Annotated in this window: 23 protein-coding genes; 11 read left to right on the top strand and 12 right to left on the bottom strand. The window is 49.2% G+C overall.

The genetic code is table 11. The features are described 5' to 3' along the window. Positions 1 to 20 precede the first annotated feature (20 nt). Entirely contained in the window at positions 21 to 989 is a 969-nt protein-coding gene (locus BZG14_RS08545; protein ID WP_077608509.1) for an ABC transporter substrate-binding protein, read from the bottom strand. 532 nt (positions 990 to 1,521) lie between these two features. Here BZG14_RS08545 and nhaD point away from each other — a divergent pair. Continuing rightward, positions 1,522 to 2,925, top strand: a complete 1,404-nt coding sequence (nhaD, locus tag BZG14_RS08540) for a sodium:proton antiporter NhaD (protein WP_241824643.1) — start codon at positions 1,522 to 1,524, stop codon at positions 2,923 to 2,925. A 109-nt stretch (positions 2,926 to 3,034) separates the two neighbouring features. Here the strand turns inward: nhaD and BZG14_RS08535 are convergent, their stop codons facing one another. The 4 genes from BZG14_RS08535 to BZG14_RS08520 all read right to left on the bottom strand — a co-directional run bounded on the left by BZG14_RS08535 (position 3,035) and on the right by BZG14_RS08520 (position 6,455). Further along, entirely contained in the window at positions 3,035 to 3,475 is a 441-nt protein-coding gene (locus BZG14_RS08535) for a universal stress protein (protein WP_069362866.1), read from the bottom strand. A gap of 21 nt (positions 3,476 to 3,496) precedes the next feature. Beyond that, on the bottom strand, positions 3,497 to 4,780 hold the full coding sequence (locus tag BZG14_RS08530; RefSeq protein ID WP_069362867.1) for a TRAP transporter large permease: 1,284 nt from the start codon (positions 4,778 to 4,780) through the stop codon (positions 3,497 to 3,499). A 16-nt stretch (positions 4,781 to 4,796) separates the two neighbouring features. Then, on the bottom strand, positions 4,797 to 5,282 hold the full coding sequence (locus tag BZG14_RS08525; protein WP_241824641.1) for a TRAP transporter small permease: 486 nt from the start codon (positions 5,280 to 5,282) through the stop codon (positions 4,797 to 4,799). Between the two features lie 147 nt (positions 5,283 to 5,429). Beyond that, positions 5,430 to 6,455, bottom strand: a complete 1,026-nt coding sequence (locus BZG14_RS08520; RefSeq protein WP_198532035.1) for a TRAP transporter substrate-binding protein — start codon at positions 6,453 to 6,455, stop codon at positions 5,430 to 5,432. 576 nt (positions 6,456 to 7,031) lie between these two features. On the opposite strand from BZG14_RS08520, the gene ppiC reads away from it, so the two are divergent. From ppiC to BZG14_RS08500, 4 genes are all read left to right on the top strand, one after another. Further along, the gene (gene ppiC, locus BZG14_RS08515) at positions 7,032 to 7,313 is read left to right on the top strand and encodes a peptidylprolyl isomerase PpiC (protein ID WP_069362870.1); all 282 of its coding nucleotides are present in this window, start codon (positions 7,032 to 7,034) and stop codon (positions 7,311 to 7,313) included. Between the two features lie 151 nt (positions 7,314 to 7,464). Further along, entirely contained in the window at positions 7,465 to 8,601 is a 1,137-nt protein-coding gene (locus BZG14_RS08510) for a GGDEF domain-containing protein (RefSeq protein ID WP_077608506.1), read from the top strand. A gap of 244 nt (positions 8,602 to 8,845) precedes the next feature. Beyond that, positions 8,846 to 10,195: an alpha-amylase family protein gene (locus BZG14_RS08505; protein ID WP_077608515.1), complete on the top strand. Its 1,350-nt coding sequence runs from the start codon at positions 8,846 to 8,848 to the stop codon at positions 10,193 to 10,195. A gap of 254 nt (positions 10,196 to 10,449) precedes the next feature. Continuing rightward, the gene (locus BZG14_RS08500; protein WP_077486980.1) at positions 10,450 to 12,609 is read left to right on the top strand and encodes a S9 family peptidase; all 2,160 of its coding nucleotides are present in this window, start codon (positions 10,450 to 10,452) and stop codon (positions 12,607 to 12,609) included. A gap of 107 nt (positions 12,610 to 12,716) precedes the next feature. Here BZG14_RS08500 and BZG14_RS08495 read toward each other — a convergent pair whose 3' ends face one another. Further along, a complete protein-coding gene (locus BZG14_RS08495; protein WP_077486981.1) occupies positions 12,717 to 13,484 on the bottom strand; it encodes a siderophore-interacting protein in 768 nt (255 codons plus the stop codon). Positions 13,485 to 13,650: 166 nt separating this feature from the next. Here BZG14_RS08495 and BZG14_RS08490 point away from each other — a divergent pair, with 166 nt between their 5' ends. The 3 genes from BZG14_RS08490 to BZG14_RS08480 all read left to right on the top strand — a co-directional run bounded on the left by BZG14_RS08490 (position 13,651) and on the right by BZG14_RS08480 (position 15,600). Then, the gene (locus tag BZG14_RS08490; RefSeq protein WP_069362878.1) at positions 13,651 to 14,034 is read left to right on the top strand and encodes a cytochrome b562; all 384 of its coding nucleotides are present in this window, start codon (positions 13,651 to 13,653) and stop codon (positions 14,032 to 14,034) included. A gap of 34 nt (positions 14,035 to 14,068) precedes the next feature. Continuing rightward, positions 14,069 to 14,803, top strand: coding sequence for a lipoate--protein ligase family protein (locus tag BZG14_RS08485; RefSeq protein WP_077608505.1), 735 nt, complete (start codon positions 14,069 to 14,071; stop codon positions 14,801 to 14,803). A gap of 65 nt (positions 14,804 to 14,868) precedes the next feature. Then, on the top strand, positions 14,869 to 15,600 hold the full coding sequence (locus BZG14_RS08480) for a glutamine amidotransferase-related protein (RefSeq protein ID WP_077608504.1): 732 nt from the start codon (positions 14,869 to 14,871) through the stop codon (positions 15,598 to 15,600). Between the two features lie 93 nt (positions 15,601 to 15,693). Here the strand turns inward: BZG14_RS08480 and pcp are convergent, their stop codons facing one another. The 4 genes from pcp to BZG14_RS08460 all read right to left on the bottom strand — a co-directional run bounded on the left by pcp (position 15,694) and on the right by BZG14_RS08460 (position 18,821). After that, positions 15,694 to 16,338 (bottom strand): pyroglutamyl-peptidase I, encoded by a 645-nt coding sequence (gene pcp / locus BZG14_RS08475; RefSeq protein ID WP_077608503.1) that lies wholly within the window; start codon positions 16,336 to 16,338, stop codon positions 15,694 to 15,696. 74 nt (positions 16,339 to 16,412) lie between these two features. Further along, on the bottom strand, positions 16,413 to 17,552 hold the full coding sequence (gene msrB, locus BZG14_RS08470; RefSeq protein WP_077608502.1) for a peptide-methionine (R)-S-oxide reductase MsrB: 1,140 nt from the start codon (positions 17,550 to 17,552) through the stop codon (positions 16,413 to 16,415). Between the two features lie 120 nt (positions 17,553 to 17,672). Then, positions 17,673 to 18,383: an LrgB family protein gene (locus tag BZG14_RS08465; protein ID WP_077608514.1), complete on the bottom strand. Its 711-nt coding sequence runs from the start codon at positions 18,381 to 18,383 to the stop codon at positions 17,673 to 17,675. Positions 18,384 to 18,389: 6 nt separating this feature from the next. Next, positions 18,390 to 18,821, bottom strand: a complete 432-nt coding sequence (locus tag BZG14_RS08460) for a CidA/LrgA family protein (protein WP_046075946.1) — start codon at positions 18,819 to 18,821, stop codon at positions 18,390 to 18,392. 414 nt (positions 18,822 to 19,235) lie between these two features. On the opposite strand from BZG14_RS08460, the gene BZG14_RS08455 reads away from it, so the two are divergent. The 3 genes from BZG14_RS08455 (at position 19,236) to BZG14_RS08445 (ending at position 21,757) form a co-directional block, all read left to right on the top strand. Then, entirely contained in the window at positions 19,236 to 19,499 is a 264-nt protein-coding gene (locus tag BZG14_RS08455; RefSeq protein WP_051503382.1) for a helix-turn-helix domain-containing protein, read from the top strand. A 12-nt stretch (positions 19,500 to 19,511) separates the two neighbouring features. After that, complete coding sequence (locus BZG14_RS08450; RefSeq protein ID WP_077608501.1) at positions 19,512 to 20,759, top strand: type II toxin-antitoxin system HipA family toxin; 1,248 nt, start codon at positions 19,512 to 19,514, stop codon at positions 20,757 to 20,759. Between the two features lie 98 nt (positions 20,760 to 20,857). Next, a complete protein-coding gene (locus BZG14_RS08445) occupies positions 20,858 to 21,757 on the top strand; it encodes a LysR family transcriptional regulator (protein WP_077608500.1) in 900 nt (299 codons plus the stop codon). A 140-nt stretch (positions 21,758 to 21,897) separates the two neighbouring features. On the opposite strand, the gene BZG14_RS08440 is transcribed toward BZG14_RS08445, so the two are convergent. Next, positions 21,898 to 22,185, bottom strand: a complete 288-nt coding sequence (locus BZG14_RS08440; RefSeq protein ID WP_077608499.1) for a type II toxin-antitoxin system RelE/ParE family toxin — start codon at positions 22,183 to 22,185, stop codon at positions 21,898 to 21,900. Next, the gene (locus BZG14_RS08435; RefSeq protein ID WP_077608498.1) at positions 22,182 to 22,463 is read right to left on the bottom strand and encodes a type II toxin-antitoxin system Phd/YefM family antitoxin; all 282 of its coding nucleotides are present in this window, start codon (positions 22,461 to 22,463) and stop codon (positions 22,182 to 22,184) included. Before BZG14_RS08435 ends, BZG14_RS08440 begins: the two co-directional genes overlap by 4 nt. Positions 22,464 to 23,039: the final 576 nt, after the last annotated feature.

Below are 23,039 nucleotides of genomic sequence, written 5' to 3'. Positions count from 1 at the left end.
TACTCCAAGACTGATACAAACTAGTCTACGATGCGTGAGGCGCGATCTAAGAGAGACGCAGGYACCTCAAGGCCGAGTTTCTTAGCCGCTGCGCGATTGACAGCAAGGTCTGATCCTTCCGCCACTTTGGCTGGCAATGATGAAATCGGTTTGCCTTCCAACACCGCGGCAACATAATCTGCGGTTTGTACCCCAACCGAGTAGTAATCAAAGCCTAATGCCGCTACTGCGCCGTTGGGAATATAAGACGTCGAGCCACCGATAACTGGTGTGTCCGCTGCGTTAGCAGCGGCGACTAAGCCATCAATAGCGCTAGCGACTGTGTTGTCTGTTGGGGCATAAATCACATCAGACTGTGTCGCCACGACCTGTGCGGCTGACTGGACGTCAGCACTTTTTAGTGCTGTCCCTTCGATCACTTTAATCCCATGTTGCTCAGCGGCTTCTTTTAGCAGCTCAACTAAGGTGACGGCGTTTGCTTCGCCTGGGTTGTACACCACGCCAATAGAAGAAAGGTTGGGTAAAAGTTCTTTGGCCAGTGCGACATGTTGTGCAACGGGAGAAAGATCAGACAGGCCTGTTACATTGCCGCTAGGGGCATCCATGTTTTTGACCAGCTTTGCGCCGACAGGATCGGTCACGGCGGTGAAAATCACTGGTACATCGCGGGTAGCGGCCGCGAGCGCTTGTGCTGACGGTGTGGCAATGCCCACTAGCACATCGGGCTGCTCGCCAACATATTGACGGGCAATCTGCACAGCAATCGCGGGGTTACCTTGCGCCGTTTGATATTTAAAATCGAGATTCTCGCCCTGGGTATAACCTTTGGCAATCAGGCCATCCAATAGGCCATTGCGGGCGGCGTCAAGCGCAGGGTGCTCCACAATCTGAGAGACGGCGACACGCGCTGTTTCAGCCAGGGTGGAAGTGGTCGTTCCCACTGACAACGCAGCCGCACAGACAACGGCCGCGAGTTTAGGTGCTTTCATAGTGACTCCCTTCTTCGAACTGTGCATCCCAGCAAGATAGCAATGATGCGTTTGCGATGTTGTGTAAGTGTTATTTTTTGGTTTTTTCAATGAGGATGACTAAAATCATTCACTTTTTTTTAAATCTAGTCGATTTTTGCCGACTATGACAGCGATTACCAACGAGTAAGTTGATATTATTAATCTTGACAGTAACCCATGTCACCTCTTTTTTACGATTGAAACGTGCTTAGTAATAGACGTTAACGCCATATTTGTTAATATTATGTTCGTTTTTGTTCTGCGGTGTTCTATCCGTGCAAAATAAATAATTGATACATTGCACGATTGCCACAGAGCACGCTTTTTAAACTGTCTTTTAATGGTGAGAAAGGTGTCACTGCGCCGAGGCGACGCGATGTGTCTCTATGGTGGGTGGTCGGTCAATAAACAGTCGGAAACAGGCTGATTAACACGACGTAATTGTCATATCAGAAGTAAGGAAACAACATTTGGAGGCTCAAGGATGAAGCGTTTGGTTGCGGCGTTGGCGATGGTATCGCCAACGGCTTTTGGCGCTACGACAGGAGAAGGGCTGGATTTAACTCAGTCCTGGGTGGGCTATGCGTCTTTGGCAATCTTTGCGGTTGCCTACAGCTTAGTGATGCTAGAGGAAAAGCTTCACTTGCGAAAATCGAAGCCTGTTTTGCTGGCGGCGGGCTTGATTTGGCTGCTCATTGGTTTTGCCTACTCGCAATGGGGCAATATGGCACCGGCGCATGCCGCGCTAGAGCACAATCTGTTGGAGTATGCCGAGCTATTGCTGTTTTTGTTGGTGGCCATGACCTACATCTCGGCGATGGAAGAACGGCGTTTATTCGATGGCTTGAAAGCGTGGATTTTGAGTAAAGGCTACGATTTGAGAAGCCTGTTTTGGATTACTGGGATCCTATCGTTCTTTATCTCGCCAGTGGCGGATAACCTTACCACTGCGCTGCTGATGTGTACCATTGTGCTAAAAATTGGCGGTGATAACCCTCGGTTTATTAATCTGGCTTGTATCAACATTGTTGTGGCGGCAAACGCCGGCGGTGCGTTTAGCCCCTTCGGCGATATCACTACCTTGATGGTGTGGCAGGCGGGCAAAGTCACCTTTGCCGAATTCGGCGCTTTGTTTATTCCGTCTGTGGTCAACTACGTGATCCCTGCCTTTATCATGTCGCTCTTTATCCCGCGGACGCAGCCGGATGTGATGCAAGAGCATGTTGAGCTAAAGCGGGGCGCGCGCCGCATCATGGTCTTGTTCTTGCTCACTATCGCTACGGCGGTTGCTTTCCATGGCTTTATCCATTTCCCGCCGGTGATGGGGATGATGATGGGATTGGCTTATCTGCAGTTTTTTGGTTTTTATCTGCGCCGCACCCTGCCGCGCTCGTTAGCGCGTAAACGTGCTATCGCTGAGGCGAAGAATGACGAAGCGGCATTACGTCGACTGGGGTCAGTGGTACCCTTTGATGTCTTCCGCCGCATTTCCCACGCCGAGTGGGATACCTTGCTCTTCTTCTACGGGGTAGTGATGTGTGTTGGCGGCCTTAGCTTGATTGGGTACTTATCGCTCGTCTCGAATGTGATGTATCTCGAGTGGAATCCTATTTGGGCGAATACACTGGTAGGGGTTTTATCTGCGGTAGTGGATAACATTCCGGTCATGTTTGCGGTATTAACCATGAGCCCTGAGATGTCCCACGGTAACTGRCTATTGGTGACGTTAACAGCGGGTGTGGGGGGGAGCTTATTGTCCCTTGGCTCTGCGGCTGGTGTCGCGCTGATGGGGCAAGCCCACGGCAAATACACCTTTTTTGGCCACCTAAAATGGGCACCGGTGATCATGCTCGGTTACTTGGCCTCTATCGGTGTTCACCTGGTACTGAATAGTCATTATTTCCACATGCAATAAAAGCGCTGGAAACAGTGAAAAAAGGCCAGCATCTCTCGATGCTGGCCTTTTTCTTATTGTGATGACTGGGTGTGAACGACAACGTGTGAAAAAACGCCATCACAGGCGGTTAAACCACCATCGTAGGGCAATGTGCCCGCCCCGCCACACGATGGGAGACACTGCCAAGAAACATCCCGTCTTTGTCTGAGTGGGTGCCATGCGCGCCCATCACGATCAAATCTACCTCTTTGTTTTTCGCAAACTTAATAATGGTTTTGGAAGGGCGCCCGCCTTTGACAAACCCTCGCACACTCTCGCCACCGTTCTCTAGCGCATGTTGTTTGGCTTGCTCAACGATGTTGCGCGCGTACTCGCTCAGGGTCTGATCTGGGATTTGCAACCGATCGGGGCGAACCATCGATAGTGACGCCTCAAACAAACTGTGATGTTTAAACACACACAATAAGTAAAGTTCAGCATGAGTGAGTTGTTGCAACTCAATCGCTTTATCTAACGCATTTAACGCAGAATATGAGCCATCGACGGCAACCAATATTCGTTTAAACATCCAATTACTCCTGTTGTTTAGTTACCCAAACGCGATATCACGTAGGAATAACGCAATCTGCGGGAACATCACCAATAGCGCGGCTGATAGAAGCAGCATGGCGATAAATGGCCCCGTTCCTCGGATAACTTCCCAATAGGGTTTTTTGAAAATCGCAATAGCGGTGAAAATATCACAGCCAAACGGAGGCGTTGCTGAGCCGATCGCCACTTGTAAGGTGATCACAATCCCGACGTGCACAGGATCAAGACTAGTGGCTTCTATCGCAGGTGCAAATATAGGCGTGAGCACCAGGATCACCACAATCGGATCAACGAACATACAGGCGACAAAAAAGGCAATGGAAATAGAGGCCAGCACGCCCATCGGACCCATTTCACTTATCCCGACTGCCTCGAGAATAGTTTGCGGGATTTGCGCGAAAGAAATGATCCAAGAAAAACCGTTGCCCACGCCGACCAGAATAAAGACCACAGCCGTAATTAAGCCTGTTGAGCGTGCGATGGTGAACACATCTTTGCTGCTAAGTGAGCGAAAGACACCAAATTCCAAGATCATCGCATAAAGCACACACACCGCGGCCGCTTCTGTGGGACTAAAGACACCGCCATAAATCCCGCCGACGATGATCAGTGGGAACATCAGTGGCCACAAGGCTTTTCGGGTGGCGGTAATCCGCTCACTCCAGCTCGCTTTAGGCTCAGTCGGCACTTTGTGGACAGTGGCGTAATACAAGCAGTAGAGCGAGAAAAAGGTCAGGATCATCAATCCAGGGCCGATCCCAGCGATAAACAGTTCGGCGATAGAGGTTTCTGAGATCACCCCGTAAATGATCATCCCGATGCTGGGGGGGATCAAAAAGGCGATATCACTGGAGTTGATGATTAACGCGAGCGAAAAAGAGTCGCTATAACCGGCTCGAAGCAGCTTTGGACGCAATGCCGAGCCAACGGCCACCACGGTTGCCTGTGTTGAGCCAGACACGGCACCAAACAGGGTACACGAGGTGGCGGTACTGATCGCCAACCCGCCGCGAATATGACCAATAAAGGTCATGACCATATCAATCAATCGGTTAGCGGATTGCCCCCGCGTCATAATGTCGGCGGCGAGAATAAACATAGGAACAGCAATCAGTGAGGCAGGGCGGATGCCTCCCAGCACTTGCTGAATAAACGTGTCCATTTGACCCACGCCGCCAAACATCATGTAAAAACCGGTTAGCGCGGCAGTAATCAAAGGGACCATCATTGGAAAGCCAAGCACAAGCAAGACAATCATGATGAACATTAACGTCATGGCCATAGTGGTAGGTGCCTATTTAAACTTCACTTTCTGTCTCAGCGTAACCATCGAGGACGCCAGCGGAGAGGTAAACATCGGGCGAGGTGAGATTTTTATAGACAGTCAACCCGTACTGAATGCCGGTGACGATAAAGCCTAGTGGTACCCAGATATAAATCCACCAAATCTCGAAGCCAAGTGCTGGCAAGATACGACCGCGGTCATAAACRGAGACAATGTATTGATAAGAAAAATACGCCAACACCAGCATAATAAGGCCTGTGATCAGCGCGATGCTTGTCATTAAGATTTTTCTGCCTTTGAAAGGCAGAGTGTCATACAGCGCAGACATACGAATATGGCGACCATGTCTCGCTGCGTAGCCAATCCCTGCAAAGGTGATTAAAACAATTAAAATACGATTGATTTCGCCAGAAAAAAACAAGCCCTGCCCAAAACCAAAGCGTGCAATAACGTTAACACAGGTATTCAGGGCCATTAGGAGCACACCAGCGGCCAACATGAAGGACTCGATTTTACAAATCAGGGTATCCAATTTGCCAAGAAGGCCAGGAAGCTCKGAGTGRTACGTGAGAGAGTCGGAATCGGTCATTACGCATTCCTCAGGTAAAACAGGCACCGTGTGACACGGTGCCTGAGTGATTAGCGACTAGTTAGTAACAGCGTCCAAGTCTTTCTTAAACTGGTTAAGAAGGGCTTTGCCGCTTTCGCCAGTCATTTCGTAGAAGGTTTCCTCTACCTGTGGCGCACGTGCTTTAAACTTCTCGATTTGCGCATCAGTCAAGCGAGTCACAGTGACTTCATCACTCGACGATTTGATTTTCTCGAGTGATTCATCAGCCAAGCCGCGGATGTGTTCAACGGTTTGGTTAAATGCATAGTCAGCGGCATCGCGGATCATCGCTTGCTCGTCGGACGACAAGCCGTCAAAGAAGTCYTTRTTTGCCATTGAGGCRGTGGTAAACCAGCCGTGGTGCGTAAAGATTAAGTTAGGTGATACTTCATACAAACCGCCTGACTCAATCCAGAAAATTGGGTTTTCTTGACCTTGAATCATATTGGTTTGGAGTGCACCGTATACTTCACCCCATGGCAATGGCGTTGGCGTTGCACCAAAGGCTTCATACGTCGATGAAAGCAGTGGGTTAGTCATGACGCGAATTTTCTTACCTTGAAGATCGGCAGGCTCAGTCACAGGCTCGTCCGCTGTCATCACCATCTCGCCTTCAGGATACATTTTGAGCAGCTCGAGACCTTGCTCTTCATACAACTCTGGGAAGTCTTCATTCACCGCTTTACTCTGACGGAAGAAYTCAATCACGGTTTCCATATCCGTCGGCATCAGGTAAGGGATAAAAAAGATTTRTGCTTCTGGGATCAACGAACCGGTAAAGCCAGGTGATTGGTTAACAAACTGAAGGATACCTGCCTGCGTTTGTTCCATGATGTCGTCGGATTCACCGAGTTCACCGAAACGATAAATCTGCAGCGTATGCTCAGAGTTGTCCTCAATATACTCCTTGAACTTGTGTGCATAGACGTCTTGCACGTCACCTTCGTACTCCTCGTGGGCATAACGCCAAGTGTCGGCATTGGCCATGGCTGAGAAGCCTAGTGCGGCGGCAACGCATGAAATTGCAGTCAATTGCTTAAGGTGGCTGTAAATGGACATCATGTCCCTCCGATATGTGGATTAGCTTTCACTCGTGGTTAACGAGAGTGTGATTGAGATCTGTTTCTCATCGAGTGAGGTGGCAGTACGTGCCTGTCTCTCCTATACCCGTAAAAGCATCTGCCGATGTTTTTAAACAAATAGCAGATAATACAGACAGCTTAACCATCAGAGGTGTAAATATTAAAGTCAGATGAATATCAATGTGCCAGCAGTGTGACTTAGATCTCTTTTTGATGCTTTTTGTGATGATAAACGCTGCTTTCTCCAATCTGTTTTTTTACATCAAAATGCGATCAAATCAGCGTTTTAAGAGATTTTTTAGCCATGGCGGCGGAAAGAAATTAAACGCACTTGGTTATGACGAAACTGAATAGAGCTGGCAGCGAAAAGGCCGGACAGGGGGACTTTTATCTATTTTATCCTTCCACCCCTAATGAATTTTCGCCGGCTTTTCGCGCAACGCCTCTCTCGCCTAGACTCACTCCCTCTGCATCGATTGTGGTCGCCTTATTATGGCTGTTATCTAGTAACAGAAATCCGGTATACTGAGCGGCTTTAATTTGATGAGATAGCTCGATGGCCAAGAAAGCAGCAGCGCTTCATATATTGGTGAAGGATAAGTCGCAAGCAACCTCTTTGCTTGATCAGCTTAAAAAAGGGGCAAATTTTCAAACGCTCGCGAAGAAGCACTCGCAATGCCCGTCGGGTAAGCGAGGCGGTGATCTAGGCGAATTTCGCCGCGGTGACATGGCACCGCCTTTCGATAAAGCCGTTTTCAGTGGCGAGTTATTGCGCCCGCTTGGGCCGATAAAAACTAAATTCGGCTGGCATATCATTAAAGTCTTGTACCGTAACTAATCCTATCGCTCACGATCGGTGAATAGCGCAAGCGCGCCGAAACTGTCATAAAGATTAATCGCCATAAATTGAAGCCGCGCACATTGATTACCGGTAAACGGCCACGGATAAAGTGGTAAAATCGAAGTGCGCCCTAATTAACATATCGCTGATGTTTAAACTTGATGCACCGACACTGCTCATTACGCTGACTGCAATCCAATGGCTGCTAGCGGGTTTTTTGTTGGTACAAAACCGTAAAGAACCTGGTATCAATGGGTGGGCAGTGTCCCTGTTTATCCATGGTTTTAGCAACCTATTCTTATTTGCCCGCCCGCACCTTCATCCTTACATCGGGATCGTTTTTTATAATGCTTGCGTGATAGTGGCCTTTTCGTTTAGCCATTGGGCGCTGGGACAAATTTTTGCGCGCGACGTACCGCGTTGGCAGTTGATGCTACCTGTTATCCTGTCCGTGATATTTATGGCATCGCACCTTGATGACATCGGGAGTCGCGTGGTTTACGCGAGCTTGATCGTCAGTATGCAGTTAGGGCTGATGACACGAACCATTGTGAGTAGTACGAACACCGGCGGCCAGCGTTTAAAGCGTTGGCTGATGATGGTGATGGGGGGATTCAGTGCTGCTTATGTCGGCAGAGCGACATTTGCCCATCTCTATCCTGATCTATTTACGCAACTGCTGGGTACCTCGCTAATACAAGCAGGGCTGATTCTATCGGGCATCGCCTATAGCGTGATTAACACCCTGATTATCTTTCTGTATAAGCTGGAGCGCGTGCACGAGAAGCTCCAACGCGAAGCGACTCGAGATAGCTTAACCGGACTGTTTAATCGCCGCGCCTTTTTGGCGAGAGCGAAACGGCGTGTTGAGACCGCCGCTTTTCCAATCAGTGTGTTGATGATTGATTTGGATGACTTTAAAGCCATCAATGACTCATTTGGCCACTCGGTCGGCGACAAAGTACTGATACATTGTGCTGAGAATTTTGAGCAAGTCGTTGATGATAATGGGATTGTCGGACGCTTGGGGGGAGAAGAGTTTGCGGTCGTGGTGCCTTACTGTGATAGTGCTAGTGCGCAACAGTTATCGGCAGAACTGCTCCGCGCGGTTCAAAACAGTGGCTCAGCGCTTGAAATGACCCTCTCTGCCAGCATCGGGATGACCACCACCACCGAAGCGCTCGATATTGATTGCTTGTTAGCCCAAGCTGATGATGCGCTTTATCAGGCTAAGCATGGAGGAAAAAACACGTTCAAAGTGTTCCCCCTACGCTCTATTCCTTAGCCAAAGCGGGTAGCTAACCCACTTGAAGGCCCAACGCTGCTTTCCCCTAATCGCTATGAAGTCCGGTACACTGGGTAACGAGCGTGCTTGTCCCTTAGCTAAACACCCACTACGCCTTACTTATCATCCTTACACAAGCGGACAAAGGAGGAGGGCGGCACGTATATAGCGTTTATAATTTTGATCATTGAATAAGCCCATCTACAACGGAAACACGGTGATGCGCGAACGCGATAAGGAAGATATGAACGGTTTACAAGACACCCAATCATCAAGAGCCAACGTTATCTTGCATGCTTTTGATTGGAAGTACGCGGATATTGCCCAGCGCGCGGCGGAGATTAGGGCGTTAGGATATGGCTCGGTGCTGGTGTCCCCTCCGATGAAAAGCGAGCAAGATGAACGCTGGTGGCTTAGGTACCAGCCGCAAGATTATCGTGTCATTGAAAATGCGCTCGGAAACACAATGGATTTCAAAGCCATGGTGGCAGCGTTAAACCGTGTTGGTGTGTTTACGTACGTCGATGTGGTTTTCAATCATATGGCCAATGAAGCGCACGCTCGCACTGACTTGAATTATCCCAGCCAAACGGTGATGGCAACCTATCAAGCGCATGAAGAGCGCTATCGCGAACTGACATTGTTCGGTGATTTATCTCAGCCACTGTTTACTGAGCAGGACTTCGTTGATGCGTTTGGCATACAAGATTGGAAGGACACCTGGCAAGTGCAAAATGGGCGTATTAGCGGTGGGCCCAGCGATCCAGGGTTACCAACACTGCGAGTGTGTGATCATGTGATCGCGCAGCAACGTGCTTACCTTAAGGCGTTGAAAGCAATTGGTGTCAAAGGGTTTCGGATTGATGCGGCCAAGCACATGACCTTAGAACACCTCAAACGCGTGTGGACCGATGATATTACCCATGATGCGCATATTTTTGGTGAAATCATCACCGACGGTGGCGCAAGCAAAGAAGAATATGAACTCTTTCTGGCTCCCTATTTACAAGAAACATGTTTAGGTGCCTACGACTTTCCGCTGTTCTCAACGCTTTATCAGGCGTTTTCCAACCAAGGCAGCCTCAAATCATTGATTGACCCTTATTGCTTCGGCCAAGCCTTATCGAAAGGGCGTGCAATTACGTTTGCCATTACCCATGACATTCCCAACAATGAGGTTTTCTTGGATTTGGTGATGGACGAAGCGAGCGAGTGGCTGGCTTACGCATATATCTTGGGGCGTGATGGTGGCGTGCCACTGATTTATACCGATCTTGATACCAGTGGTATCAAAAGGGAAGACGGCCAACCACGCTGGCAAAATGCGTGGAAAGATCCAAAGATGGTGCAAATGATCGCCTTCCATAACTTGACCCATGGTGAGCCCATGCGTGTCTTGGAGGCGACCGATGACTGGTTGGTGATTCAACGGGGAGAGACAGGCATATTGGTGTTAAATAAATCCCTGGAGCCGCAATCACTCTCAATGACGCTGGAAAATGATTGGCGCGATATGCTGACGGGCGTCACGGTCTCGAGCGGGCAGGGCATTGATGTCGCCGCCCAATCGGCAATGATGCTCGTGCCGGCGTAATGCTGTTGCGAGCGGCCATTCTTTACGTCTACGAAGTGTCTCGATGATTTAACCCCACACGGCTAAAACACGGTAATTTGCCGTTTAAAGCTAAAAACAATGATGTTTGTACCCTGGACGCATTAGAATGAGAGTCATTTTACGAACGATAAAAAGAAGATTGTTTATTGGAACTTGCTTGATGTCCTCAGGTCAGTAAAGAGATGCTTGTTTGTTAAATTACTGTTATGGCTAAATAAACCTGAAGGAAAAGTATGTCCCGACACATTTTACTCACCGGAGCACTGGCGGTGTCTTTGCTCTCAGGGTGCAGTTTTCAAGGAGAGTCACACGTGAAAGCTTCCAGCCCAGGCGAACTGAGTGCGCCTGTCGCGAAAAAAATCCCTCATGAAATGACCATTCACGGCGACACGCGCGTAGACAACTACTATTGGATGCGTGACGATGCACGCCAAGATCCCGATGTGATCGCCCATCTTAACCAAGAAAATGCCTATGCCGATCAGGTGCTCGCGCATACAGAGCCAATGCAAGCCAAACTATTCGATGAAATCAAAGGGCGTATCGTCAAAGACGATGCCTCGGTTCCCGTCAAAAAAGGCAGTTATTTCTATTCCAGCGAAGTGGAAGGCGAGAATGAATACCGCACTTACGTGCGAGCGAAAGACTTTGCCGGCACCGACAAAACGGTAATTTTGGATGTCAACGCGCTCGCGAAAGGGCATGAGTTTTACAGCATTGGTCAACTCAGTGTCAGCCCAAACGAAAACCTATTAGCCTATGGGGAAGATACCCTTAGCCGCCGCGTTTATACCATTCAAGTCAAAGACCTCACCACCGGTGAGTACCTCGATGATAAAATTGAAGGCGCCTCGAGCAGCATTGTGTGGCAGAACGACAACCAAGCTTTCTACTACATCAAAAAAGATCCGCAAACCTTGCTGGGGTATCAGGTGTATCGTCACCGTCTGGGCACGCCGCAATCCGCTGATGATTTAATTTACGAAGAAACGGATACCAGCTATTACACCGGCTTGAGCAAAAGCAAAGACGGTGAGCAAATCTTTATTTGGCATTCGAGCACTGAAACCAGCGGCGTATCGCTCGTGGATGCCAATGATCCAAATGCTACTGCCCAAGCGTTTTATCCGCGAGAAACCGGCATCGAATATGACGTGGCGAAGCGTGGCGAGTGGTATTACATCTACACCAACTACCAAGCGGTGAACTTCCGCTTGATGAAGGTACACCAAAGCGAGCGTGACGATCGCAGCCAATGGCAAGATGTGATCGCGTCAAATGATAAAGTGCAGTTGGTTGATTTTACTCTGTTCGACAATCACTTGGTGTACGAGCAGCGCGAAAATGGCTTGCCGCGTACCACGGTGCGTAACCTCACCACTGGGGAGGAGTATCAGCTTACGTTTAACGACTCAGCTTATGCGGCTTATCTGACGGGCAACGCAGAAATGGATAATACCGCTGTGCGTGTGTACTACACCAGCTTGACCACACCGGGCACCTACTACGAGTTTGATTTGGCGTCGGGTGAGCGTGAAATGCTCAAACAAAACCAAGTGCTGGGTGAGTTTAATCCGGACAACTACCAGTCAGAGCGGGTGATGATCACCGCGCGTGATGGTGCGCAGGTGCCTGTGTCTTTGGTGTATCGTAAAGACCGCTTCAAAAAAGACGGCACTAATCCGCTCTATCAATACGGCTATGGTTCCTACGGCGCCACTATGGAGCCCACTTTCTCCACCACGCGTTTAAGCTTGTTGGATCGCGGCTTTGTCTTTGCGATTGCGCATATTCGCGGCTCTGAAATGCTAGGGCGTCCTTGGTATGACGATGGCAAAAAGCTCACCAAAAAGAATACCTTTAACGACTTTATTGATGTGACTAAAGCGCTGACCGCGCAAGGCTATGGCGATAAAGACAAGGTGTTTGCCGTCGGCGGCTCAGCCGGTGGCTTGTTAATGGGGGCGATCATCAACCAAGCGCCAGAGTTATATTTAGGGGTGGCTGCGCATGTGCCATTTGTGGATATCGTTACCACCATGCTGGATGAGTCGATTCCACTGACCACCAACGAGTATGACGAGTGGGGCAACCCGAATGACAAAACCTACTATGAGTACATGCTCAGCTATTCACCGTACGACAATGTCAGCGCGCAAGACTACCCCAACTTGTTGGTCACCACAGGCCTGCATGACTCACAAGTGCAGTACTTTGAGCCAATGAAATGGGTCGCGAAATTGCGAGAGCTGAAAACCGATAACCATACGCTAGTGTTTAAAACCGATATGGAAGCCGGCCACGGCGGCGCATCGGGGCGCTTTAAGCGGATTAAAGAAGATGCATTGGAATATGCCTTCTTCTTCGACTTGCTCGATAAGCAAGCAAAATAATCAAAGGGTGACCCCCTTAAACGAGAAAAGCGCCGATATCGGCGCTTTTTTATGCGGGTAGAGACGCGATAAGCACGCTCACTGCAGGTGAAAAAAGGTGTTTAGGCCTACTGATTATTCTCCGCATCTTCGCGCTTGATCACTTTGTGGCCTTCTTCAGTCACGCCATTTTTCCAATAGCTGCTGATGTAGATAAATTCGCGCTCAACATCACGATCGTTGCGGAAGTACTGGCGCAGTGCGCGCATGCTTTCAAATTCACAGGCACACCATACCGACACTTGCCCGGCTAACCAAGGCTGTGCTTTTACCGTCTCGGCCAACGTCGGGGTAGTTAGCCAAATGATCTCCATACCTGCGGGCGCGTCGAGTGGTTGAGCATCCTCTGCGGTATCGAGCTGGATCACCGCATAGCCTTTGGCATCGCGAGGCAAGGTTTTGATCTTGGCTGATAGTGCCGGCAACGCGGTCATATCGGCCGCCATAAAGAACCAATCCGCATCGCGATTAATCGGCGCAATTGTCCCAGGGCCGGCAATATTAATGGTATCGCCCACTTGGGCGCTCAGTGCCCAGCGCGCGGCAAAACCACAGTCGGCTTGCTCGATTTGGTGGCGAACCATATCCACTTCAATTTGCTGCTGGCCAGGCATAAAGCGGCGAATGGTGTAGGTGCGCATCACGGGGCGCTCGCCTTCAGCTACTCCGCTCAGATCCGTGCTGCCCGCTTTATCAAACAGTAACTTGATGTAGCCGCCTTCACAGTCAGCGGGGAACGCCGCGAAAGCGTCGCTTTGTAAGGTCAAACGTTGCATATTGGGTGTGACGGTTTGGGTATCGATAACGTGAGCGAGGTGATAGTTTGGCTGTTTCATATTATCTAACTTAAAATCATTATCATTTACAATTAATCATACCATCTGGATGCGGAATGTGTAAGTGCTTTACATTGTTTTACGCTTCTATGCTAGGCAATACCCCGAGAAGTGAGTAAGATACTGGCGCATTATTATTACTAAAAAACAATTACATGGAGCAAAAATGAAGAAAGTCATACTCACGGGGGCGATGGCGGTGCTGCTGTCGTTGAGCGTTTCAGCCTCTGAGCTTAAGCCGATCATGAAAGAAATGAAAATGACCTTCAAAGAAGCCGCCAGTGCACAAAGCATTGAAGCCATGCAAGCACCGGTCGCGAAATTAGAAACCTTGGTCGCGCAAGCCAAAGCCGGCAGCTACCCACCAGAAAAAGCGGATACCTTTATGGAAGGGTTCGATAAACTGGCGGTGACCCTGGATGAGATTGAGACGGCGCTGAGCCAAGGTGACCTCGACCAAGCAAAACAAGGCATGCGCCAAATCGATGCCTTGCGTGAAGAGTACCACGACAAACGCAACCCAAGCATTTGGCAGCGTTTATTCGGTTAATCGCGCAATTAGTGAACGAGACGACAGCGAGGGCATGACGGTGACTCAAAAAACGATTCTGCGCTATCCCTCGCTGTCGGTAGCATCTGCATTTGAGAAAGAACAGGCGCTGATCCACCGAGTAGAGCAGGGCGAACTCAATGAGGCATTACTGCTTTGGCAGCCAGATGCGCAAACCTTGGTACTGCCAGCGGGCCAAAAATGGCCCCAAACGCCTGAATTGCGTCGCGCCCTATCAGCGTTAGGTTGGCAAATACAGAGCCGCCGAACAGGTGGGGCGCCGGTGCCGCAACTACCCGGCGTGATTAACGTGTCTTACCTGACGGTGTGGCCGGCTAACACGCCGTATCATATCCAGACGGCTTACCAGTATTYTTGCACCATTTTACAGTCTTTTTTCCATCAGTTAGGCATTACGACCACGGTGGGTGACACGCCCGGATCGTATTGTGATGGTGACTACAACCTCAATATTGCCGACAAAAAAGTGGTGGGAACCGCCCAGCGTATTCTTCATTTAGGCGCGGGGGCAGGCAAACAAACCGTGATGCTGGCGCAAGCGTGCCTGCTGATTGATGCGGATTGTCAGCACATTGTTGCCCCTGTGTCGCTGTGTAATCAGCTTTGTGGTCACTCCGAACGCATTGAGGCCGAGGTGCATACCTCATTAGCTGCGCACCTAGATGAACTGCCGACAACCGAACAGCTATTTCAGTTGCTGACTCAAGCGTTTGTGGCGCGCCCGCCACTGGTAGTGGGCAAGGCTTGAGGCCGACGTTCAATATAGTATGCTTAGCCGCAATCGTGCGTAAAACAAATCCCAAGGAGTGAGGAATGCGCGTCCATCTTGTTATTCACGAGGCGTTTGAAGGCCCAGGTGCTATTTTAGATTGGTGTGATGAGCGTGCTTATCATGTGACCACCAGTCATTTGTATCGGGGCGAGCCGTTGCCGGAAACCGGTGAAGGCATTGATCTGCTGGTGGTACTCGGCGGGCCGCAAAGTCCAGATACGCCACAGTCTGAATACCCACATTTTGATAGCCCGCGCGAGCAAGCACTGATTAAGCAGTGTATTGAACAAGGCAGTGCGGTAGTAGGGATTTGCCTCGGGGCGCAATTGATTGGTGAAGCCTTGGGCGCGCCGTATCAGAAAAGTCCTGAGCCCGAGATTGGCTACTTCCCCATCCAGTTAAGCGAAGACGGCCACATTGACGAGCACATCCCGCACTTTGCGCCGCAAGAAATTGTGGGTCATTGGCACCATGATATGCCGGGGCTAACACCCAATAGTCGTGTCCTGGCTAGCAGCGAAGGCTGTCCGCGCCAGATCGTGAAGTACGGACCACGGGTATATGGCTTTCAATGCCACCTTGAGTTGACGCCTCTGGCGGTTGGAGGTTTACTGCAAGCCGCCTATCCAGAGGGTGAGGCCGCTAATAAGCGCTTTATTCAAGACCCTGCCTCCATTCGCGCCTTTGATACGGCACCGATGAATGCGCACTTGTTTGCTTTTCTCGATAGCGTGCTGACTGACAACGATCTCGTCACTGAGTGGCTGTTTTAAGCAATTAGGTTAGGAGCACGGTAACCGCCACTGTGCTCCACTTACTAAGCGTCATTATTTGAGCTTCATCGTCTGAGCGCCATCTAACGCGCGTTAGTGCAACATGCCTTCACACACGGCGGTGACATCATCATCCAATAAACTCAACTCGATGGCTATCTTCATCGCTGCCACCACATCAGCCACCGGCATGCTCGGGGCGCGGTGTTTGCACGCTTGTGCGGGGCTGTAGGGAATATGAATAAAGCCGGCGCGTACCTCGGAATGATGAGCCAGCGCATGCATCAAGCCATAAAACACCTGGTTACACACAAAGGTGCCCGCGGTGTAAGAAACACTGGCAGGATGATGCGCTTCGTTCAATGCGTTCACTAAACGGTTAAGGGGCAAGGTAGAGAAATACGCAGTGGGGCCAGATGGTACCACTGGCGTACCATGCGGCTGCTTACCGGCGTTGTCGGGAATGGGCGCGTCCTGATAATTGATCGCGACCTTCTCTAAGCTTATCTCTGCGCGACCACCGGCTTGGCCAAGGGCGATCACTATTACCGGACTGAGCGATTCTAGTGCGCTGTGTAACGTTGGTAAGCTGTCTGCAAAGGTGCAGGGCAGGCGCACGGCTTTAACAATGCACTCCTCATTAGGCTGCCAGCCTTCTAATGCTTTTGCCACTTGCCAAGACGGGTTGTCACTCTCGCCGCCGAAGGGTTCAAATCCGGTTATCAATATCGTGTGCATCCAATGCCTCGCATAAAAAAGCGGTAGAGCCATACTCTACCGCAGGTTTACCAGCCAATCACGCAAAGGTTGGTTTATTCAAACAGATAGAGATAATCCTCATAACCGGCATCGGCCATTTTATCGACGGGCACAAAGCGCATCGCGGCTGAATTCATGCAATAGCGCAAGCCGGTGGGTGCGGGACCATCCTCAAACACATGGCCAAGGTGCGAATCGGCGACTTTGCTGCGGACCTCGGTGCGCGTGTAGAACAGGGAGTTATCCGGCTTGGTAACCACATACTGCTCATTAATGGGCTGGGTGAAGCTCGGCCAGCCAGTACCGGATTTGTATTTATGGGTGGAGGAGAACAGCGGCTCACCCGAAACGATATCCACATAAATTCCCGCTTGCTTGTTGTCCCAATACGGGTTTTGGAACGCAGGCTCAGTGCCGTCTTCTTGTGTGACTTCATATTCCATATCTGACAACATCGCGCGGATTTTTTCATCCGAGGGGCGCGAGTAGCGAGTATTCGTTGATGTCATCTCTTCCGCTTTTTGCGCATCAATCATCTCACGCAAGGTGACCGGGTTGTCTTTGCGATCATCACCAAAAATCTCGTCCAGATACTGGTCACGCCCTGATGCATAGCGGTAGTAGCTATAGCGAATGCTGTGGTTTTTGTAGTAATCCTGATGATAACTTTCTGCGGGCCAGAATGTCTCAAACGGGATCAATTCGGTTTTCAGCGGCTTTTTAAACACGCCTAACGCTTCAATTTCCGCCATAAAATCGGCAGCAGTTTGTTTTTGCGTTTCAGAGCGATAAAAGATCGCGGGACGATATTGCGGGCCACGGTCAACGAATGAGCCTTGGTCATCGGTAGGGTCAATATGACGGAAGAACTGGTCTAACACCTGTTCATAGCTGACCACGTTGGGATCATAGGTAACATCAATTACCTCAATATGCCCACTGGTGCCGGACGAGACCTCTTTATAGGTGGGATTTTCCAGCTCACCGCCTGAGTAGCCAGACACCACATCAATCACGCCGTCGAGCTTTTCAAGATCAGCTTCTGTACACCAAAAGCAGCCGCCAGCGAGGGTCGCCTTTTGGTAGCCTTGGTCTGTGGTGGCGGTATCTTTTACCGCCGCATAACTTGCTATCGATAGCAAACTGAACGCTGTAAACGCGATAACGCGCCACATTAACTTGTGCTGTTTCATGATCGCCTCGTTATTAGAGTTGGTGAGGATAAAGACCTGCGCGACAAGCAGAAACTTTCATCCTCTCCCACTTTTCTGTTGTTACAGATAACGTAGCGCAGAAAAGCCCTTAGCGATCACCTACCAAAGCAGCTGACCCAACACAGGCGCAAGCAGCACAGTGACCATGCCAGCAATCATCATTACCACACTCGACACCACCCCTTCGGCATGGCCTATCTGATAGGCTTTAGCGGTGCCCGCTCCGTGTGCTGATGCGCCCAAACTTGCGCCGCGTCCTAAGCGCGAGCGAATTGCAATCACGGTCAGAATACTTTCACCAATCGCCATACCAATCACCCCAGTGAGAACCACAAACAGCGCAGTGAGATCGCTTTGCCCGCCAATCGCTTTAGTGGCTTCTACGGCAAAAGGGGTGGTGATTGAGCGCATCGCCAAACTGCGTTGCAGCAGTTCAGACAGCTCAAACACCCGCGCTAGCACCACAGTACTGGTAATCGCGACCAGCACCGATACAGTCACACCTATCGACAGTGACAACCAATGGCGGCGGATGAGCGCGCGGTTATCATACACAGGGATCGCAAACGCCACGGTCGCTGGGCCCAGCAGCCAAAGCAGCCAGTAAGATTGCGCCATGTAGTCTTGATACGGGATGTTAAACCCAACCACCACCGCGACAATTAGCAAGGGCGCGAGCAACAATGGCATCACCAGAATGGAGGGGTGGCGGCGATACAGCCATTTGCTCATGTAATAAAAGCCGAGGGTCATTAAAAAGCAGGTAACGCTTAATAACGAGGCATGAAGCCAAGTAGGTAAAGCAGACATCATGGCTTAGCACTCCGGTTTTAAATCAGGATGATGCGTGTGGTGATGATTACTGCGGCGGCGCGCCATTTTAACCTCAAAACGGTAGACCTTATCGACCACCCAAGCGGTTGACGCAATCACCATCGCGGTACTTAGAATCAGTACAACCATGATCTTACCGCCTTCTTGCAGCAATAAATCTTGGTAGTTGACCACCGCCACCACCGCCGGCACAAAAAACAGCAACATCTCGGCTAACAGCCACGCCGCCCCGCGGCGCAACCAATCGGCACGGACAATTTTCAACATTAATGCGCCTAACAACAGCAACATACCGGTGAGGTTGGCCGGTAGTGGAATAGCAAAGGTTGTGACCAACCAATCAGACAAAAACCAAATGCCTGCTAAGACAAAGACTTGCAATAAGGTAAGTAAGGCGTTTTTAATCAATTGCATCGAAGGCGAGCCAAGAATCTGTGAGATGGCTCATAGTTTACGTCTTGGCAGAGAGTGAATAAAGTGACTTTTTTTTATTTAAACTATGCCAAAATGGCATGATTTGTTGAGCGATAAAGCTGCGTTAGCGACGACCCAGTCCCGTGAGGAATCAGTTTTTCGTCATACATGCCTGGCACTAAAAGTGAAACTATAATTTCATATATTTTCTTAAAAATAATTGATAGTTTCATTTGTTAACAGTCCGTCATGTTGGCTTTGACAAAATCGAGTCTTAGCGGGTTGTCTTTGATCTCACTATGATGTGAAACTATAATTTCATAAATTGAATGTCTATCGAGTTTTAGTTTCATTATGATGAAGTATGATAAGGAAGCGCCGCCCAAGCGCGGTGCCACCGTGTTCCCGCGGCAGATGAAAATATTACATCAATTGGGTGAAAACATCTTATTGGCGATGAAACGTCGAGGGATCAGTCAAGATAGAATGCATCAGCGCACAGGGATCTCGAAACCAACGCTACGAAAAATCACAAAAGGCGATCCGACAGTGTCGTTAGGCCATTATGTTAATGTGCTAGCCGTACTCGGTTTGTTAGACGATCTAGGTAAAGTCGCGCTCGATGATGAACTTGGTAGGAAGCTGCAAGATATCGAGTTGTTGAAAACGAGACGATAGGGCATCAAACGAATGGAAATCTTTGTCTACGCCGATTGGATTGAAACTGAGCCGCCCTTGTTTATTGGGACACTGAGAGCATCGCGAATCCGTGGTAAAGAGCATTTCAGCTTTTGCTATGACAAGACCTGGCTTAAATCTAAGTATGCTTCTCAAATCGACCCTTGCCTTCATTTATATAGTGGCGAGCAGCACGCTGAAGATGACAAAAACTTCAAGATATTCTTGGATTCTTGCCCTGATCGATGGGGGCGCTTGCTGATGCAACGTCGAGAGGCTGTTATAGCCCGCATTGAGGGACGTAGAGCGAACACATTATACGAAACCGACTATCTCCTCGGTGTTCATGACCCTTTTAGAATGGGCGCTTTAAGGTTTTGCACCGAGCATGGTGGCAATTTTCTTGACGACAATGACGATCTGGCGGCTCCGGCTATGACTTCACTCGCGGAGCTAGAATGTGCAGCGCAAGGCATCGAGGACAAACCCGACTTTGATAATCCTGACTACCTCAAGTGGTTAAATATGCTTATCTCGCCAGGGTCATCGTTGGGCGGAGCTAGGCCGAAAGCTTCTGTAAGAGATATCGATGGTGCTTTATGGCTGGCAAAATTTCCAAGTCGGTATGACGATTATGATATTGGCCTGTGGGAATACTTGGTGTACCAAATGGCCTTGGACTCTGGGATCAATATGGCTGAATGTAAAGTGCAGGCCATTGGTTCAGACCACCATATTTTCTTGACTAAACGATTTGATCGTACCGATGACGGTAGGAGACTGCAATTTACGTCAGCAATGACACAGCTTGAATATTTCGATGGCAATGATGATGGAGCGAGCTACCTAGAGTTAGCGGAATTTCTTATCCAGAACGGCTCTAATACGCGGGCGGATTTGGCACAGCTTTGGAGACGTATGCTGTTTAATATCATGGTTGCCAATAGTGACGATCACCTACGTAATCATGGCTTTATTTTTGACACGACAGGTTGGCGACTGTCACCCGCYTACGACATCAATTCAACACAACATGCCCACGGTCTGCACTTAAATATTGACGACAAAGATAATGCTTTAGATATTGACCTAGCGTTTGAGGTGGCAGAGTACTTTCAACTCGATGTGAAAACAGCTGACAAGATTTATCATCAAGTCGCCCAAGCCGTGTCGAAATGGGAGAGCTTGGCAAAAGAAGCAGGTATCAAACGCGGTGAGCGAGACTTAATGAGAGGCTGTTTCATGCTGCCAAAAGTGTAACCAAGTGACGCATGGTAATAAGTGCCAGTTCCTCTGCTTTTTTCGCCATCAACTATGCCAAAATGGCATGGTTAACGATTAGCTTTTAAGGGCCGTTTATGGATATTCGTGCGTTGCGCTATTTTATTGCCTTGGTGGAAAATCAGAGCTTTACTGTCGCATCGACGTCGTTGCATGTGACGCAACCGACAATCAGTAAAATGGTGCGTAACCTTGAGCAAGATGTGGGTCAGCCATTGTTGCACCGAGAGGGAAGGCGGTTTTGGTTAACCGATGCTGGTGAGGTGGTGTATCAGCGTGCGCAGAGCATTATTGCTGAGTTCGAGCAGCTAAATACCGAGCTGGACGATCTTAACCAACTGGCGCGCGGCCAGCTTAGATTGGGGATGCCACCGATGATAGGGCCGCTGTATGCCAATGTGCTGCGTGAATACCGCCAACGCTACCCGAATGTGGCGCTCAGTATTGTTGAATACGGGGGGCGGCGCACCGAACAAGCGCTTATCAATGGTGAGATTGATGTGGCAATCACCATGCTCACCGACACCCAGCCAGAATGCTTGCAAAGCTTACCCTTACAAACTCACCCCATCTATGCAGTGCTGCCTAACCAAGCCGCGTGGCGTACGCAAAAAAGCCTGACGTGGCAGGCATTCAAAGACGAGCCGTTTTATCTGTATAGCGCCGAATTTACCTTAAGCGATCGGATTATTGCCCGTTGTGAAGAGCATGGTTATCAGCCCACCATTGCCGCGCGTAGCAGTCAGTGGGATTTTTTAGCCGCCTTAGTGAAAAGTGGTGCAGGGGTTGCGTTTCTACCCGCACCCTTATGCCAGCGCCTTAGTGCCAGCTTGGAAGACAGTGAGTTATTACTAGTGAAACCGATAAGCCCAGCGATTGAATGGCAACTCGGGTTAGTCTGGCACGGCGAGCGCTATGTCTCACGCACCGCCGAGGCTTGGATGCAGTTGTGCCAGTCGACAGAGGTGCATCGATAGACTCAGTGCTTTGAGCTACAACGCCTCATAGTACGCAATATGGTGGGGATCTTAAATTCGATGCTCAGAGACAGCGTGATGTGGGATGAAAAAACTCGCCAAAATTTAGTGATTGAAGACATACTCGTTATAACACAGTTTTACACGTCATCTTCCGACAACATTTGACGACAATTACGAACTGTTAGTACGCGGATCTCATGGCTTAAGCTATAGATAATACGATAGTGATTAAAAATTATTTCACGATAGTTAGTATTGGGCAGTTCAGGAACAAAGCGCCCCATTTCAGGCATACTTCCAAGTAGTTCAGTTTTGTCAAAAACTTCGTTTACCCACTTTTCCGCCGCAGGTGGATTATCCAAAGAAATAAATTCCGCTGCATCGCCTAATTTCTGAAGCGCTAGTGGAGACCAAACTACTTTCATTTCTTAATGCGCCCCAGTACTTGAGCACGAGAATCATCATTTGAAACACCAAGGCCTGAAGCTAATTGAGCTTCAGCTGTACGCATTTCTTCCAGTAACTCGATCTTCTCTTGCATTGCTTCATACTCTGCAACATCGAGAACAACAGCTACACCTTTGCCATGCTGTGTGATGACCAATGGACGGCGAGTCTCATTGATTTGTTTGATGTAAGAAGCTACACCTGCACGAAATTCAGATAACGGCTGAATATCTTGATCGAAATGAATACGACTCATATTGAACTCCAAAAATGGTACAAAATAACGTACAAATTATAGTTCAGTTAACCGTTTTGAGCAAGGAGTTGGAGTTGTTCCTGTGTTATAACATCGTATATTGCGCGCGCGATTCCCCAAAACCGTTATACGCACTATTATCCATCTAACCAACTGAAATAGATAGTATTTATCGCCTATCATGCATATCTCTTTCCGTGAAAGTGTGCACGCCGCATATCTTTACTCAGGTATTCACACTATCCCCAAGCGTTAAGCTGTAACCGATTGACTAATCGACACTTTTAATTATCCATTTTGGGATAGTGTGCATATTTCACAGATAAACGCGCACGCTTTGCGTTTATCTGGCCGATAAGCAGGTTAACCATCCCGTGTTTGCCATGCGACCGCCAGTCAGTTGTCGGCATCTAACACGCCATTGAGTTGGCAGGTTTGGGATTAGTCTATCAAGGGCTGTTTTGGTTTTCGTGCGCTATTGTCCAAAGTGTTAGATAAGCCATGTTTATTAACTCTTTCCCACGCGGTAGCGTGGAAACGAGAAAAAACCTCTGTCTTGTTATATGTAATTACATA

It is taken from the genome of Salinivibrio sp. IB282 (assembly GCF_001995685.1).
Classification (GTDB): domain Bacteria; phylum Pseudomonadota; class Gammaproteobacteria; order Enterobacterales; family Vibrionaceae; genus Salinivibrio; species Salinivibrio kushneri.
This window is presented reverse-complemented; position numbering and strand designations above follow the sequence as displayed.